This is a genomic window from Parabacteroides sp. AF17-28, assembly GCF_003479205.1.
GTDB classification, from domain to species: Bacteria; Bacteroidota; Bacteroidia; order Bacteroidales; family Tannerellaceae; genus Parabacteroides; species Parabacteroides acidifaciens.
Genome location: NZ_QUGV01000008.1, coordinates 47,528 through 63,293 on the forward strand (window position 1 = coordinate 47,528; position 15,766 = coordinate 63,293).

The 15,766-nt window shown below is 46.0% G+C and carries 12 protein-coding genes; 3 read left to right on the forward strand and 9 right to left on the reverse strand.

Going from position 1 to position 15,766, the window contains the following annotated elements:
- Positions 1–15: 15 nt before the first annotated feature.
- The 5 genes from xpt to DWW90_RS07525 form a co-directional block, all read right to left on the reverse strand.
- Positions 16–582, reverse strand: coding sequence for a xanthine phosphoribosyltransferase (gene xpt, locus DWW90_RS07505; protein ID WP_115498202.1), 567 nt, complete (start codon positions 580–582; stop codon positions 16–18).
- Between the two features lies 1 nt (position 583).
- Entirely contained in the window at positions 584–1,915 is a 1,332-nt protein-coding gene (locus DWW90_RS07510) for a nucleobase:cation symporter-2 family protein (RefSeq protein ID WP_122344535.1), read from the reverse strand.
- 19 nt (positions 1,916–1,934) lie between these two features.
- Positions 1,935–3,770, reverse strand: coding sequence for a metallophosphoesterase (locus tag DWW90_RS07515; protein ID WP_233547677.1), 1,836 nt, complete (start codon positions 3,768–3,770; stop codon positions 1,935–1,937).
- Positions 3,771–3,989: 219 nt separating this feature from the next.
- A complete protein-coding gene (locus DWW90_RS07520) occupies positions 3,990–5,012 on the reverse strand; it encodes a low specificity L-threonine aldolase (protein ID WP_115498199.1) in 1,023 nt (340 codons plus the stop codon).
- Between the two features lie 96 nt (positions 5,013–5,108).
- Complete coding sequence (locus tag DWW90_RS07525) at positions 5,109–5,618, reverse strand: RNA polymerase sigma factor (protein ID WP_115498198.1); 510 nt, start codon at positions 5,616–5,618, stop codon at positions 5,109–5,111.
- 303 nt (positions 5,619–5,921) lie between these two features.
- On the opposite strand from DWW90_RS07525, the gene DWW90_RS07530 reads away from it, so the two are divergent.
- Positions 5,922–7,268, forward strand: coding sequence for a nodulation protein NfeD (locus DWW90_RS07530; protein WP_233547670.1), 1,347 nt, complete (start codon positions 5,922–5,924; stop codon positions 7,266–7,268).
- A 24-nt stretch (positions 7,269–7,292) separates the two neighbouring features.
- On the opposite strand, the gene DWW90_RS07535 is transcribed toward DWW90_RS07530, so the two are convergent.
- A complete protein-coding gene (locus DWW90_RS07535; protein ID WP_115498196.1) occupies positions 7,293–7,931 on the reverse strand; it encodes a helix-turn-helix domain-containing protein in 639 nt (212 codons plus the stop codon).
- 71 nt (positions 7,932–8,002) lie between these two features.
- Here DWW90_RS07535 and DWW90_RS07540 point away from each other — a divergent pair, with 71 nt between their 5' ends.
- Together DWW90_RS07540 and kdsB are read left to right on the forward strand one after the other, a co-directional pair.
- The gene (locus tag DWW90_RS07540) at positions 8,003–10,270 is read left to right on the forward strand and encodes a cation:proton antiporter (protein WP_122344538.1); all 2,268 of its coding nucleotides are present in this window, start codon (positions 8,003–8,005) and stop codon (positions 10,268–10,270) included.
- Positions 10,271–10,325: 55 nt separating this feature from the next.
- Positions 10,326–11,090, forward strand: a complete 765-nt coding sequence (gene kdsB, locus DWW90_RS07545) for a 3-deoxy-manno-octulosonate cytidylyltransferase (protein WP_122344539.1) — start codon at positions 10,326–10,328, stop codon at positions 11,088–11,090.
- On the opposite strand, the gene DWW90_RS07550 is transcribed toward kdsB, so the two are convergent.
- The 3 genes from DWW90_RS07550 to DWW90_RS07560 all read right to left on the reverse strand — a co-directional run bounded on the left by DWW90_RS07550 (position 11,065) and on the right by DWW90_RS07560 (position 15,706).
- Positions 11,065–11,892: a DUF6057 family protein gene (locus DWW90_RS07550; RefSeq protein ID WP_122344540.1), complete on the reverse strand. Its 828-nt coding sequence runs from the start codon at positions 11,890–11,892 to the stop codon at positions 11,065–11,067. The two genes, kdsB and DWW90_RS07550, sit on opposite strands and share 26 nt — an antisense overlap.
- Before the next feature lie 293 nt (positions 11,893–12,185).
- Positions 12,186–14,090, reverse strand: a complete 1,905-nt coding sequence (yidC, locus tag DWW90_RS07555) for a membrane protein insertase YidC (protein ID WP_122332306.1) — start codon at positions 14,088–14,090, stop codon at positions 12,186–12,188.
- A gap of 8 nt (positions 14,091–14,098) precedes the next feature.
- A complete protein-coding gene (locus DWW90_RS07560; RefSeq protein WP_122332305.1) occupies positions 14,099–15,706 on the reverse strand; it encodes a CTP synthase in 1,608 nt (535 codons plus the stop codon).
- Positions 15,707–15,766 lie beyond the last annotated feature (60 nt).

Below are 15,766 nucleotides of genomic sequence, written 5' to 3' on the forward strand. Positions count from 1 at the left end.
CCGACGGATATTTTATTAACGGATCGTAATCGTACAATCTTCCAGGCTGTCGATGATAGCAAGGCTTTCGACACGCGCTTGCGCCTCGTTCAGCACATCGCGTCCATGCTGGAACGCCTTTTCTATAATAAAGCCCATTCCTTCCAACTTGGCGCCGGACTGTTTCACCAGGTCGAGCACTCCCATTGCAGCGTTACCATACGCCAGGAAGTCGTCGATAAAGAGGATACGGTCATCCGGGGTTAAAAAGTTATTACTGATACAGACTGTATAATCACGGTCCTTCGTAAACGAATGAACAACGGTAGATAACATATTTTCCATTGTCTTCGGCTTCTTTTTCTTGATGAAGACAACAGGCAGATGCATGATGTATCCGACCATGATAGCCGGGGCAATACCGCTTGCTTCTATTGTCACGATCTTATTGATATCAGCATCCCGGAAACGATAAATAAATTCTTCAGCCACCTTATAAAGCAGCATAGGGTCCATCTGGTGGTTAATAAAACTGTCGACCTTCAGGATACCTCCCGGATAGCATCTGCCGTCCTGCAAAATACGTTGTTTAAGTAATTCCATTTTATTCTGTTTTATCTTCTTTTACTCGTATCAATACATTTGCAACAATAGCTGCAAGTCCTCCGGTCGTAATGCCGGAAGAGAAAATGCCCTTAATGGCTTGAGGCGCCGTGTTCAGGATATCCGGCATCATCTCCACGCCTAACCCCAGGGAAAGGCTGACAGCCAATACCAAAGTCGCTTTCCGGTTGATCTCCTGGGAAGCGATAATGCGGATACCGGCAGCCGCAACCGTACCGAACATCAACAAGGTAGCCCCGCCCAATACCGGATCGGGCATCAACGAAAAGACAACGCCTACGATCGGGAACAGCCCCAGTAACACCAACATACCGGCAATATAATATCCGACATACCGGCTGGCAACACCCGTCAACTGGATAATACCGTTATTTTGTGCAAATATCGAATTCGGGAAGGAATTAAAGATACCGGCGATAAAGGAATTTACCCCATCTGCCAATACGCCGCCCGACACTCTTTTCAAATAACTGTCTCCTTCTATCGATTTCCCCGAAATCATAGAGTTTGCCGTAACATCACCCGTAGCCTCAATCGCTGTAATCAGATAGACCAGGCCGATTGCCACGAAAGCCGAGATATTCAGGTCCAGCCCATACTTGAACGGCATCGGGATATTGAACCCCATCAGGCTTTGCGAAGAAGCCGCCGCCATGTCGACCATGCCCAGGAAATAAGCCAACGCATACCCGATACATAATCCAAGCACGATAGAACTCATCCGGAGATATTTGTTCTTGCAACGGTTAAAGAACAGTACGCTCAACAGGACAGTCGCCGCCACTCCTATATTCCGGAAACTACCGAACGTACCGTCATCCATCGCACCATATCCGCCGCCGCACGAAACAACTCCTACTTTAATCAGGCTCAATCCGATCAGCAACACCACGATGCCGGACACCAGCGGCGTAATAATAGAACGCATATACTTAAATGTACGGCTGATCACCATCTCGATCGGAGCAGCAGCAATGCAAGCCCCGAATATAAGAGGCAACCCGCCTGCCAACCCGGCAGAGATAATCGGTCCGATAAAAGAAAAGCTCGTCCCCTGGATACAAAGCAACTTTGCTCCGACCGGTCCGATCCGGCGGCATTGGACAAAGGTGGAAATCCCGGATGCAAACAGGGCCATCGAGACCAGGAAACCGGTCGTTTCCAAATCTAACTTTAAAGCTCCGGCAATAATAAGCGGCGGAGTGATAATCGCCACAAAAATAGCCAGCAGATGCTGCAACGCCGCAAACAGAGCTTCCTTAAAAGGGGGACGGTCGTCTATGCCGTAGATAAGATCGGAGTTAAGATTCATACTTGTATTTGTTTGTCTTTTATAAATTCAGTTTCTGGAGTGTTTCACCTTTCGCATTCAGCACACTGAGCGTCATCTCTTTCCCTTTTTTCTGTAAAACCATAACCGTCGCCCCGTCCATTCGGTAGCCGCCACCGACTACAACCGGATAATTATTGCCGACAGTTCCCTTGGGATGATAGGCAAAACGGTGTGTATGTGCATTGATGCTCACAGCAAACGGAGCCTTTTCCAAAATAGCTCCCCATTCGTCCCGGCAAGGATTATAACTGTCATACGCTTCTCCCTTCCCATAAACAGGAATATGATGGATCAATACACGTTTGGACGCTTTCTTAAATGCGCCGGAAGCCAATTCTTCCTTCAAGAACCCCGCCTGTGCTTTGCGCAGCTCCGAAAAATCGTTCAAACCGTAATAAACCCAATGCGTATCCGGCTTATCTTCGCCACAGTCCAGCATCACGATACGGGTATCTCCCCAATTGAATGCGCCGTATGTTTTATCGCCTACATAATCGAAAAGGCTGCGCAATCCGATTGAATAGGCATTCCGTATCTCATGGTTTCCACGGATATAGAAGACAGGCACTTTACTGGCGCCGACGGTTTCGTTCAATTCACTCAGGAAGCGGGTCGCTTCGTCGTGATCGGCAGGGTCGTCGATGCAGTCGCCGTTGAAAATAACGAAATCGTAGTCCAAGCCTTTCACCTGCTTATAAAGGGCCTGCAAAGTTTCCGAATGTTTATGCAGGTCGTTGAAGATAATAGCTGTAAAATCAGTATCGGTGGAGGCAGGCAATGTAAAGCTGTAGAAATCGGATACGGCCGTCTCGCCGAATACTTTTTTATAAGCCTGGTACACCATAATTTCCCGGGAGCAAATACGGTAATAATAGGTCTTGCCCGGCTCGAGATTATCCAACCGGATCTTGTTTTGCAGGTCATTACAAATGGCCTGTCCATCGACAATAGTACGGGCCTTCTGCAAATGTTCCTTGTCTGTTCCGTATTCCACCCAGCTATAAGTCGGAACGGTTGTTTGCCACATCACAGTAATGCCGTTTCCAACCGGATTCTGCAAATAAGGTTCCGTACGGAATATCTTGGCTGCGGGCTGCACAAAAATGATATCGGTTACGACAGGACGATGGTCAGAAGCTGCCGGTTCATCCAGTACGCGGGTTGAAATACGGGTAAAAGCGGTTGTATCTTTTGCGTAAGTTGCGATATAATCAAGCGTTTCATCCGGTTTATCGGCAGGGAAAGTCAGCTTCTTCGGATCGGTCAGAATCACAAAATCCTTTTGCAATTGCTGGATAAATTCCGAATCGGGATGTGCATTCATGTCACCGGCTATGAAGAAAGGTTTGTTTGCGGAAGCGGCCACCTGCTTTATAATCGGAAGTGAAAGCATCCGGTCTTCCTCCGTCAGCGACAAATGCGTACAGCAATAAATGTATTTTTCAAATTCCACGACAAGCAGTGCGCGGGCTTCCTCTCTTCCGGGAAGCGGCAGGTAACGATGACTGAGCGGCTTTTCTTTGCTCAACATACCGATGCCATACTTTCCGCCGTCATAATCGATAGCCGGCGCATAGACATAATGCATTAACGTCAGTCCGGCCAATTCGCGCAAGACGTCTTTTCCTCCGCTTCGTCCTGTCACGCTATCGATTTCCTGTACCGCAACAAGATCCGGACAGGCCTTATTGATTGCATCCGCCGTACGCTGAAAATTGGCGGCATCATCCATTCCCCGGCCATTACGAATGTTATAACTCATGATACGCAAGGTATTGTTCTCGCGCTCGCTTTTATTTCTCGAGTAAACTTTTCCCGCAGGCAACAGCAACATAATTGCCATTGCCAACCAAACGGCCTGTCTCATTTTATCTGCATTTTGTGATTAGTTGCGGACAAATGTACAAACTTTCGGTCGGTTCACAATGGCAGTTACTAAAAAGCAGGCAAGCTTTCCAACAGCTCCGGGCTAAAAAAAATTCCCTGCCCATGAAATTTTCGTTCCATGGGCAGGGAATTTCTATTTCATGGGCAGGGAACTGTTACTGACAGATTATGCGAATACGATATCCAACGTCTGTATTATGTCATCAATATCTGCCTCTGTCGTATCCCAGGAAGTAACCAAGCGGGCTTCATTCGTTTCTTCATTCCACATATAGAAGAAATATTTTTCCTGCAACTTCTTCAGCGGTTCCGCCGGAATCGTAAAGAAGAGCTGGTTGGATTCTATCTTCTGGGTAAACCGGATCTGCGGGTATTTTTTCAGGGCTTCCGCCAGACGATACGCGCTATTATTCGCTTTCCGTGCATTTTCCAGCCACAGGTTGTTTTCCAGATAAGGGATAAACTGGCAGGAAAGATAACGCAACTTGGAGGCCAACTGGGCAGATTGTTTTCTGAAATACTGCAAGTTTTCAGTTATTTCCGGACGGAAAGAGACTACAGCCTCGCCCATCATCATACCGTTTTTAGTCCCGCCGAAACTCAGAATATCCACTCCGGCATCGACAGTCACCTCTTTCATCGAGCAGTTCAGGTAAGCACAAGCATTTGCCAGACGCGCCCCGTCCATATGCAGATACATATTATAAGAATGCAGCAGATCGGCAATCGCTTTTACCTCTTCAACCGTATAGATCGTACCTAATTCGGAGACTTGCGAAATATAAACCGCTTTCGGCTGTGAATGATGGCAAACGCCGAAATTATGCAAGCGAGGCTTGATCAGTTCCGGTGTAAGTTTACCGTCCGGAGTCGGAATCGTAACGACTGCACAACCGGTCATACGGGCAGGAGCGCCACATTCATCCACATTGATATGGGCTGTCTCTGCACACAAAATACTATTGAACGGACGAGTGACGGCTTGCAAAGCCACCGAATTTGCACCGGTTCCGTTAAAAACAAAAAAAGGCGATGCAGCCTCACCAAACACTTCTTTTATCTTAGCAGTAGCCGCTGCTGTCCAGGGATCGTCGCCATATCCTACCGCATGATTATCGTTCGCTTTTATAATAGCATCCATTACCAAAGGATGCACTCCCGAATTGTTGTCACTTGCAAAACTTCTCATTTCTTTTACATTTTGCGCCAAAAGTAATAAAAATAAACGGGAGCACCCATCGGATACTCCCGTTTATTTTTTCACATATTTATTTTAAACTTCACCTCAACTTTGATGGAAATCCTTCAGGATTTTCTGTAATTCCTGGCGGGCAAAGAAAATGCGGCTCTTAACCGTTCCCAGAGGGACACAAAGCTTTTCAGCGATCTCATTATATTTATAGCCACTCAAAAACATGGAGAACGGAACTTTCAGCTCGTCATTCAAGCCATTAATTGCTTTTGTTATTTCTTTTATTTGATAAGCGCCATCAGGAGAATCAAAACCCGAGTCGTTCACTACATCTAAATTATACAAGTCAACCCCCTGGTCAACAACGGTCTGTGTACGTACGATTTTATGGTAGTTATTTATGAAGATATTACGCATTACGGTCAAGACCCATCCTTTGAAATTAATATTGTCTACAAACTTTTCCTGATTGTCTAAAACCTTCAGCGTTGTGTCTTGCATCAAATCTTGGGCGTCATCCCTATTTGCAGTGAGCATTAATGCAAAATTCATCATGTTTTCTTGCATGCTCAATAATTTTTTCTGAAATTGCAACGCATTCATATTATTACTTTTTTATAAGGTTTAATACCGGTTTAGTATTATCCTTCAGCATTGAAGGACATCACAAATGTATGAATAATATTTTAAAAACAATGCGGTTTGAGAATTATTAATATTAAAAACCGTAACTTAATATATTTATAGCAAACGGCCTTGAATATGAGCAGTATTTACAAGTTTTCTAACGATTAAAATGTAAAATTCACAACATGTATGTTACAATTTCAAACTACATGTAAAAGAGATGGAGAATAATATAAAATGAAGAAAAAATTAGGACTTTTTTGTGGATTCGTTTTTGCAATGATTGCACAATTTATATCGGCTGACGATGTCTCGCATCCGTTGGTGTACAAAATCGATATAAAAAAGGAAATCAGCAATACCACCCGCCTGTATCTTAGCAACGGTTTGGCTGAAGCCAACGCATTGGGGGCGGATGCCGTCCTGATCCATATGAACACCTACGGAGGGCAAGTGGATGCAGCCGACTCCATGCGTACGGCAATCTTATACAGCCCGATTCCCGTTTACGTCTTTATCGACAACAATGCAGCCTCTGCCGGAGCGCTGATCTCCATTGCCTGTAAAAAAATATACATGCGGAAAGGGGCCAATATCGGAGCCGCCACTGTGGTAAATCAGACCGGAGCCGCCATGCCGGACAAATATCAGTCTTACATGCGGTCTATGATACGGTCCACAGCCGAAGCGCATGGACAGGACACGATCATCCAAAAAAATGATACCATCTACAAATGGAAACGGGACCCGTTGATTGCCGAAGCAATGGTAGACGAGCGGGTTGCCATCCCCAATCTGATCGATACGGGAAAAGTCCTGACCTTTACCGCACAGGAAGCCCAGAAATGGGGATACTGCGACGGCATAGCCGAAACACCGAACGAAGTGATCACGCAATACTTAGGTTATAAAGACTATCAAATGAAAAGCTATACGCCAAGCTGGTATGACGACCTGAAAGGCTTCCTTATGAATCCTATCTTCCAGTCTATTCTTATCATTATTATAATAGGCGGCATCTATTTCGAGATGCAGACACCCGGCTTGGGCTTCCCTTCCGCGGCAGCCCTTTTGGCAGCGATTTTGTATTTCGCTCCTTTATATCTTGACGGATTAGCGGCCAACTGGGAGATTCTGATCTTTATTATAGGTGTACTACTGATTGCGGCGGAGATATTTATCATTCCCGGATTTGGAGTGGCCGGAATAAGCGGGATTGTTTTGGTAGTCGGAGGACTCATCATGGCACTACTGAACAATACGAACTTTAATTTTGAAGAAGTCAGCGGAAAAGAGTTCGGTGAAGCGACATTGACTGTTCTGGTCGGGCTTGTAGCCGGATTTATCCTGATGATCTGGCTATCCAATAAGATCGGCCATCGGGGCATGTTCCGGAAAGTGGCATTGAATGCGGATTTGGAAGATGCAATTTCCTCACCCGATCTATCTCCGTTGATCGGAAAGGAAGGGATAGCGGCAACCGTATTGCGCCCTTCCGGAAAAGTGTTGATCGATGGAGAGTTCTACGATGGCGTGTCCGATTCCGGCTTTATCGAGAAAGGACGCAGGGTAAAAGTAGTCCGCTTTGAGAATGCGCAGGTTTATGTGGAAAATATCATCCCGTAAACCGGCTGTTTCAAAGGGCGCATCTTATGCGGGAACACGCTGATACAGGATGTGCTTGTCTATTACGATATATTGCAGGGCATTGATGGCCAAAAGGTCGCTTATTATATTCTTTGCCGTGTAATAGTTTATCCGCCCGATCCGGCAAAATTGGCTGATATTGATATGGGAATGCTCATCCAGATAGGCAAACAGGCGTTCCACCGGTTTGCTTATCTTCAGTAATGTGCCGTCAGGCTTATGCTTTTTCTGCCAGGCAAGCACTAACACTTCGTTTGCCAATATATTTTCGTCCGCCACCCGTATATATGCCTTGAACTTATCGTCTTTATCCGGGGCTGTATGCGGTTTATCGGGACTGGGCGCAATATAGACTTCCAGGACAGTCTTGCCGTTCACCTCCCAGCGGGTTGCCTCGAAAGGGACTTCCGGACGGGTGTACATCTTGGAGGCGGCTTCTATCATATAATATTCTTCTTCGCTCCTGACACCCGATATATTTCCGTTATCCTTCACACCGATCAGCAGCCGTCCGCCGTCAGTATTGGCAAAAGCACTTAACGTACGCGCAATCTTCTTACTGTCGCTTACCTCGAACTTGAAATCGAGTTGCTGATGCTCCCCCTGTTCAATCAACGCTTCTATCGGATGTATCTTCTTCATTTTGGCAATTCATTTGACCGGCAAAATTAAAATAAATACATAACTTTGCCAACGGAAAAAAGAATGAAAGCATGTCGCAAATACCATCTCTCATATCAGATCTTGCCGTCATACTAATTTCAGCAGGATTAGTGACCTTGCTTTTCAAAAGATTGAAGCAACCGGTCGTACTCGGATATATTGTAGCCGGCATTCTTGCCGGTCCGGCCATTACACAAATACCAACCGTCACAAACGTCGAAAGCATCCGTATCTGGGCGGATATAGGCGTCATATTCCTTCTGTTCGCTTTAGGGCTCGACTTCAGTTTCAAGAAACTGATGAAAGTCGGCGGTACAGCTGTGATCGGGGCTATAACCATCGTAATCGGCATGATGACACTCGGCTATACTACAGGATTATCCTTAGGCTGGGGGCATATGAACAGTCTTTTCCTCGGCGGGATGCTCTCGATGTCGTCCACTACGATTATTTTCAAGGCATTCGACGATATGGGGCTGCGTAACCAACGGTTTGCCGGAGTCGTTTTCGGCATCCTGGTTGTTGAAGACCTGTTTGCCGTATTGCTGATGGTTTTACTTTCCACGTTAGCTGTCAGCAAGCATGTGGAAGGTATGGAGCTGCTGAACAGCGTCATCAAGTTAGGCGTTTTCCTGCTATTCTGTTTCGTTATCGGCATCTACCTGATCCCGTCTTTCCTGAAGAAAGCCCGGACATTCCTGAATGACGAGACTTTGCTAATCGTCAGCTTAGGATTATGCCTCGGAATGGTTATCATTGCGACAAAAGCGGGATTCTCTTCCGCATTGGGCGCATTCGTCATGGGCTCCATACTGGCTGAAACGATCGAAGCGGAACATATCGAACATCTTATCAAACCTGTAAAGGACCTTTTCGGTGCCATCTTTTTCGTATCTGTCGGAATGCTGATAGACCCGGCATTACTGTGGGAGTACAAAATACCGATCCTGATCCTGACTTTAGTTGTCATGGTCGGACAGATATTATTTGCCAGTTTTGGCGTATTGCTGTCCGGACAACCGGTCAAAATAGCGATACATTCCGGTTTCTCGCTCGCACAAATAGGCGAATTTGCCTTTATCATCGCCTCATTGGGGTTAACGTTAGGTGTGACCGATAACTTTCTATATCCCATTGTTGTAGCAGTTTCGGTCATAACCACTTTCTTTACTCCTTATATGATCCGCATGGCGGAACCGGCTTGCCGGGTTGCCGACCGGATCATCCCTAAATCGTGGATGAAATTCCTCGAACGGTATTCATCCGGTTCCAACACCATACACCAGAAAAGTGCCTGGAATAAGTTGTTGAAAGCGCTGACCCGGATAGTCGGCACCTATACGGCCGTCACCCTTGTCCTGATCTTTATCTGGCTACAATTCGCTGCGCCTTTCATCATGAAAGAAATATCCGGCCTGCGGGGAGCTATTATTTCTCTTGTTCTGATCTTACTGTTAATCGCACCGATGCTACGCGCCATCATGATGAAAAAGAACCATTCGGCCGAGTTCCAACAACTATGGCTGGATAGCAAATATAACCGGGGGCCGCTGGTTTCGCTGATCATACTGCGTATCATATTATGTATCGGCTTGGTTATGTTGCCCGTTACCCGGTTGTTGAATGCTGCAGTCGGCATTTTACTTGCAATTGCTGCGACGGTCATTGTTATTGTCATTTTGTCCAAACGGCTGAAAAGGCAATCGATCCTGATGGAGCGGCATTTCTTCAGTAACCTGACAGCCCGGGAACTGGAATACGAACGGAAAGCGCCGATCAACCAACGATTCGCCAACCACCTGTTGGAGCGCGATCTCCATTTAGCCGATTTCGAAGTCAGACAGAACTCACCCAGTATGGGAAAAACATTGAAAGAGCTCAATTTCCGCCAGAAATGTAACGTCAATATCGTTACAATCATACGGGGAGAAAAAAGAATCAATATCCCCGGCGGAGAAGAACGCCTCTACCCTTTCGACAAACTGGTTGTAGTCGGTGCGGACGATGACCTGGAGCACTTCCGCCAATATCTGGTGGAACGGTATAAAACAGCCCAGACCAGCAAGAAAGAGACGAAGGAAGTCAATATGGAACAATTCACCATTGCCGAAGGATCACGCCTGATCGGCCGTACCATCCTGGAATCCGGCATACGGGATAAAGCAGCCTGCCTCGTCATCGGTATCGAACGGGGAGAAACATCCATCAAAAACCCGTCTCCTACAACAGTATTCGAAGAGGGGGATATTGTATGGATTGTCGGGGAACATGACAAGGTGCTTAGGCTAAGTGAAGGGAAAACGGTTGAGAATAGTTGAAAGTGGAAAGTTGAAAATTGAAAATTAATAGATACATAATTCATAATTCGTAAACATGAAATTTATTGGAATAATACCGGCACGCTACGCTTCCACCCGCTTTCCGGGAAAGCCGCTCGCTGACATGGCAGGGAAGCCGATGATCCAACGGGTATATGAACAGGTCCAGGGAGTTCTCGACGCCGTTTGCGTCGCAACAGACGACAGCCGTATAGAAGCAGCCGTCCAATCGTTCGGAGGAAACGTCGTTATGACATCAGAGCTACACAAAAGCGGCACAGACCGCTGTTATGAAGCCTATTGCAAAATAGGCAACGGTTATGACGTAGTTGTCAACATACAGGGCGACGAACCTTTCATCCAACCGGAACAAATCGAGACTTTAAAAGCTTGTTTCACGGACGACAGCATTCAGATCGCCACTTTGGTAAAGCCTTTTCGCCCGGACGATGACTTCGAGACTACATTATTCAATGCCAACTCGCCGAAAGTAGTTTTGAATAAGAATAGCGAAGCCATGTACTTCAGCCGCTCAATCATTCCTTATATGAGAGGCAAGAACTATACCGAATGGCTGCCGAATCATACCTATTACAAACATATCGGATTGTATGCTTACCGGGCGACGACATTAAAAGAGATCACCCATCTACCCCAATCCCCGCTGGAACTGGCCGAAAGCCTCGAACAACTACGCTGGCTGGAAAACGGGTATAAGATAAAAGTCGGCATCACCCAGCAGGAAACGATTGGCATCGACACGCCGGAAGATATGGAAAAGGCGTTAGTATTCCTCAAAAATCAGCATACGTATAAATAACGGAGCCCAGCAGAGCCAGCAAAACACAAGTCATAACCGTTACCGGCACAACACGACACGGCATCTCCCGGAACCGTTTCATCTGCAAAAACAGTAAGCTGAAGCAAAACAATATGGGAGGGAAGAAAGCCGGTAACCCGTTATGCGGATACAAATAAGCCTGTTCTTGTGTCAACGAATAAAAATGCCCCATCCAAACGGGCACGATGCTTCCCGCCACCAAGAGCAGGCACCAGTACAACCAGCGCTTGGGCTCTTTGCATGTCTCATAAAAGAGGACCAACAACACAAAAATATTAAGTCTGTTACCGGCCAGAAAATAGATGACAGGCAATGCCAATAAACCGGCCAGCATACTCAACCACTTATTCTTTATATAAGTATATCTCCAAAAAATGAAAAGTGCCACTATCGTAGACAAAATGGAATGCAACAAATAGCCGGGATGGCAATAGGTTCCCCATTCCAGCACAATCGGCAGGAAAGCATATAAAGGCGCCATCTCTCCCACACGAAAACGTTTCAGGACAGAAATCAATATCCACCATTCAAGAAGCAAAACAAATGTGACCAGGACAGGAGCACCGGACAATCCCACAATCGAAATCAAGGCGTTTCCGGCATAACAAACGAGCCAGGCCGGCTTGTTCAGATAAGCAAGGAAGGTACTTATTGTAAACAAATCATCGACTTGTTCTTTCCGGAAAAGATCAGCAGAACATGCAAACCGGAAAAAGACGAAACATATCACAGCAAATATAACAACTGCAATACTTTGCAAAAGGACTTCTCTTTTAGCCATCAGTGATAAATTTATACCCTATAAAACAACCCAATACACCACAAAACTAAGATCTATATAAGCCCTAATCATCCATAGACAGCTCAACTCACTGACTTATTGATAGACATCACAAATATACAAACATTTCATAACGGCGCAAATCCCGACTCCTATTTATTTTCAAAGCATAACAGAAAATGCATCCTTTCCGCACACAAGAAAAAAAGGATATTTCAAAAGCAGTATTCTAAAATACAGACTTTTGAAACATCCTTTTGATGTCTACAGCAACAAATTAAAATGCTGTTTTATTATCTCTTTCTCTGTTGTTTCTGCCTATCCAACTGGGCCTGTTGTGCCTTCTGTGCTTCTTCCAGACGCTTCATAAAACCGGACTTCTTCATCGGCTTCTTCTTGTTCGCCTCCAGCTTAGCCAGCAATTTATCTTCGTTAATCGTATAACGGAAGATAACCGTTTGCAGGATCGTGATCAAAGTCGAAATGAAGTAGTAGTAAGTCAGACCGGATGCATACTGGTTGAAGAACACCAACATCATCACAGGCATCATATACATCATGGCTTTCATGCCCGGCATCTGCTGCTGGCCCGTATTGGTCTGATCCATATTGAACTTTGTATAAATGATGTTCGTAATGGTCATCAGCATACAGAACAAACTGATATGATTACCGAAATACGGCGTAATAATAGGAATATAGGTATTCCAGCTCACGATCGCATCATAGGTAGACAAATCGTGCGCCCAAAGGAAACTCTGGTGGCGCAATTCGATTGCCGACGGGAAGAACATGAACAGGGCGACCAGAATCGGCATCTGTAACAGCATCGGGATACATCCCGCCATCGGGCTTGCACCGGCACGGCTATACAGCTCCATCGTTGCCCGCTGCCGTTCCACAGCCTTATCCTGCCCCGGATACTTCGCATTGAGCTCTTCCACCTGCGGACGCAACACGCGCATCTTGGCAGACGACATATAAGACTTATACGTCAACGGGAACAAAATCAATTTCACGATAACCGTCAACAAAAAGATCAGCAAACCGTAACTATGGATAAACTGTCCGAGGAAGTTAAACAACGGAATAACGAAATACTGGTTCACCCAACGGAAAATACCCCATCCTAACGGAACGATCTTTTCCAGATCCAACTGGTCTGCCTTTTCGACACCTTTGTCAAACGATTTCAGCAATGAGAACTGGTTAGGACCGAAGTAGAAACGCAGGTCTGTCGCTTCATTCCCTTTCAAGTCAAAAGGCACAGAGGTCGTTGTCTTATACTCTTTCAGGAAAGGGCCATCGGCAGGAAGCATCTTCGAATCGATCGTCGTCGACTCGAAACCTTCATTCCCGGCAATCAGGATAGAAGAGAAATACATATCCTTATAAGCGACCCATTTCAAACGGTTGGACAGTTGTTTGCTGTCATTCTTCGTCTCACTCAGGTACTCGACATCATCCGCCACAAATTTATAATACACCGTTGCATAACGATCTTCAAACTTACGCCCTTTCTCCTGCTGGGTTATCTTCTGCTGCCACAGCAGGTCCAAAGCAGTCGTACTTGGCGCCAAGACACCGTTCAGGCCGGTTCCCTTGATAGAGAACTGCAACATATAATCGTCCGGCTTCAATGTATAGATGAAGTCCAGATGGCTTCCTTCGCCTGTGTTCAGGCGCATGGTCACACTGTTGGGATCAGATCCCTTCACCGGAGTAAAATAGAGGTCACCAGTATTTACGACACGGTTAGTGGCTGTCACCAAGGTGAAATCGAACTTCGAGTCTTTCGCATCGAATAACACCAAAGGTTCATCCTTATAATTATCATACTCTTTCAGGCGAACGTAACCGACACGTCCTCCCTTATTCTCCAAACGGACTTCAATCAGCTCGTTTTCCAAAACAGTGGAACCGTCCTCTCCTACCATCGCATCGGCAAAAACTCCGAAACTACCCTGCAGACGTGCCACCCGTACAGAATCGGGCACATCCGCCAGTTCGTCGTCCGCCTTTGTTTCCTTATTCAATTCTTTCTGCTGCTCCAACTGCTTTGCATACTCTACCTGTGCTATCGAATCCTGCATCCGGCGCTGTGCTTCCATCTGCTCCGGTGTAGGTTTGTTCAACCAGGTAAATACAATTAAGACAACTCCAATAAGCAGAAAACCTATTATCGTGTTTTTATCCATCTACAAATTTATTTTTTATTCTCAACTGCAGCCTTTACAAAGCTAACGAAAAGAGGGTTAGGATTGACAACTGTACTGTTATATTCGGGATGGAACTGAACGCCCACAAACCATTTCAGAGACGGGATTTCGACCACTTCCACCAGATTCGATTCCGGATTTTCACCGACACACATCATACCGGCAGCCTCAAACTGATCACGGTATTCGCTGTTAAATTCAAAACGATGGCGGTGGCGCTCCTGAATATGTTCTTTTCCATATGCTTCATAAGCCTTGGAACCTTTCTTCAAAATACAGTCATAAGCACCCAAACGCATGGAACCACCCATGTTGGTCACATTTTTCTGCTCTTCCATCAGGTCAATCACCTTATGCGGCGTGTTCGGCTCCATTTCGGTGGAGTTCGCGTCATCCAGTCCCATGACATCACGGGCAAACTCGATCACCATGCATTGCATACCCAGACAGATACCTAAGCAAGGCACATCGTTTTCACGGGCATATTTCAAAGCGGCAAACTTGCCTTCGATACCACGCTGGCCAAAGCCCGGTGCAATCAGGATACCATCCATGTCTTTCAACAATTCGGCAGCATTGCCCTCGTTCAGTTTTTCAGAATGGAACAAGTGCAGATCCAACTTGCGGTCATTATAAATAGCAGCCTGCAACAAAGATTCGTCAATAGACTTATACGCATCCTGCAACTCCACATATTTACCGACCAGCCCGATCTTCACCGTTTCGGTTGCATCGACTTTCCGTTGCAGGAACTGATGCCAAGCCTTCATTTCCGGCGTCGGTCCGACTTCCAGCCCTACTTTGCGCAGGATCACTTCGTCCATCTTCTGGCGCTGCAATACCAATGGTACCTCGTAGATTGTCGGAACGTCGATAGACTGTATAACCGCATCCTGTGCTACGTTGCAGAACAGGGCGACCTTACTCAATATATTACTGTTCAATTCATGCTCGGTACGCAGCACCAGCACATCCGGCTGGATACCTAATTCCTGCAATTGCTTTACGGAATGCTGTGTCGGCTTCGTCTTGTACTCTTTAGCCGCAGCGATGTAAGGCACATAAGTAAGATGTACGCAAATACAATTCTTACCTAACTCCCACTTCAACTGGCGTACGCTTTCAATAAAAGGAAGAGATTCGATATCACCGACGGTACCTCCGATCTCCGTAATCACGAAATCGAACTTATATTTGGAACCTAACAATTTCACGTTGCGTTTGATCTCATCCGTGATATGAGGCACCACCTGAACAGTCTTACCCAGGTAATCCCCTTTCCGTTCCTTGCTGATAACGCTCTGATAGATGCGTCCTGTAGTGATGTTGTTTGCGCGGGTCGTCTGGACATTCAGAAAACGTTCATAGTGTCCGAGGTCCAAATCCGCTTCATGTCCGTCTACGGTAACATAGCATTCCCCATGTTCGTACGGGTTCAGCGTTCCCGGATCGATATTAATATAGGGGTCAAATTTCTGGATGGTAACCTTGTAACCTCTTGCCTGAAGTAGTTTACCCAAAGATGCAGCAATAATTCCCTTACCTAAAGAAGAGACCACGCCGCCCGTAACGAAGATGTACTTTGTATCTGCCACGATAGTAATATTTTAATTATCTTTTAATTGCACACTCGCATTTCAAAACTGCAAAGTTAC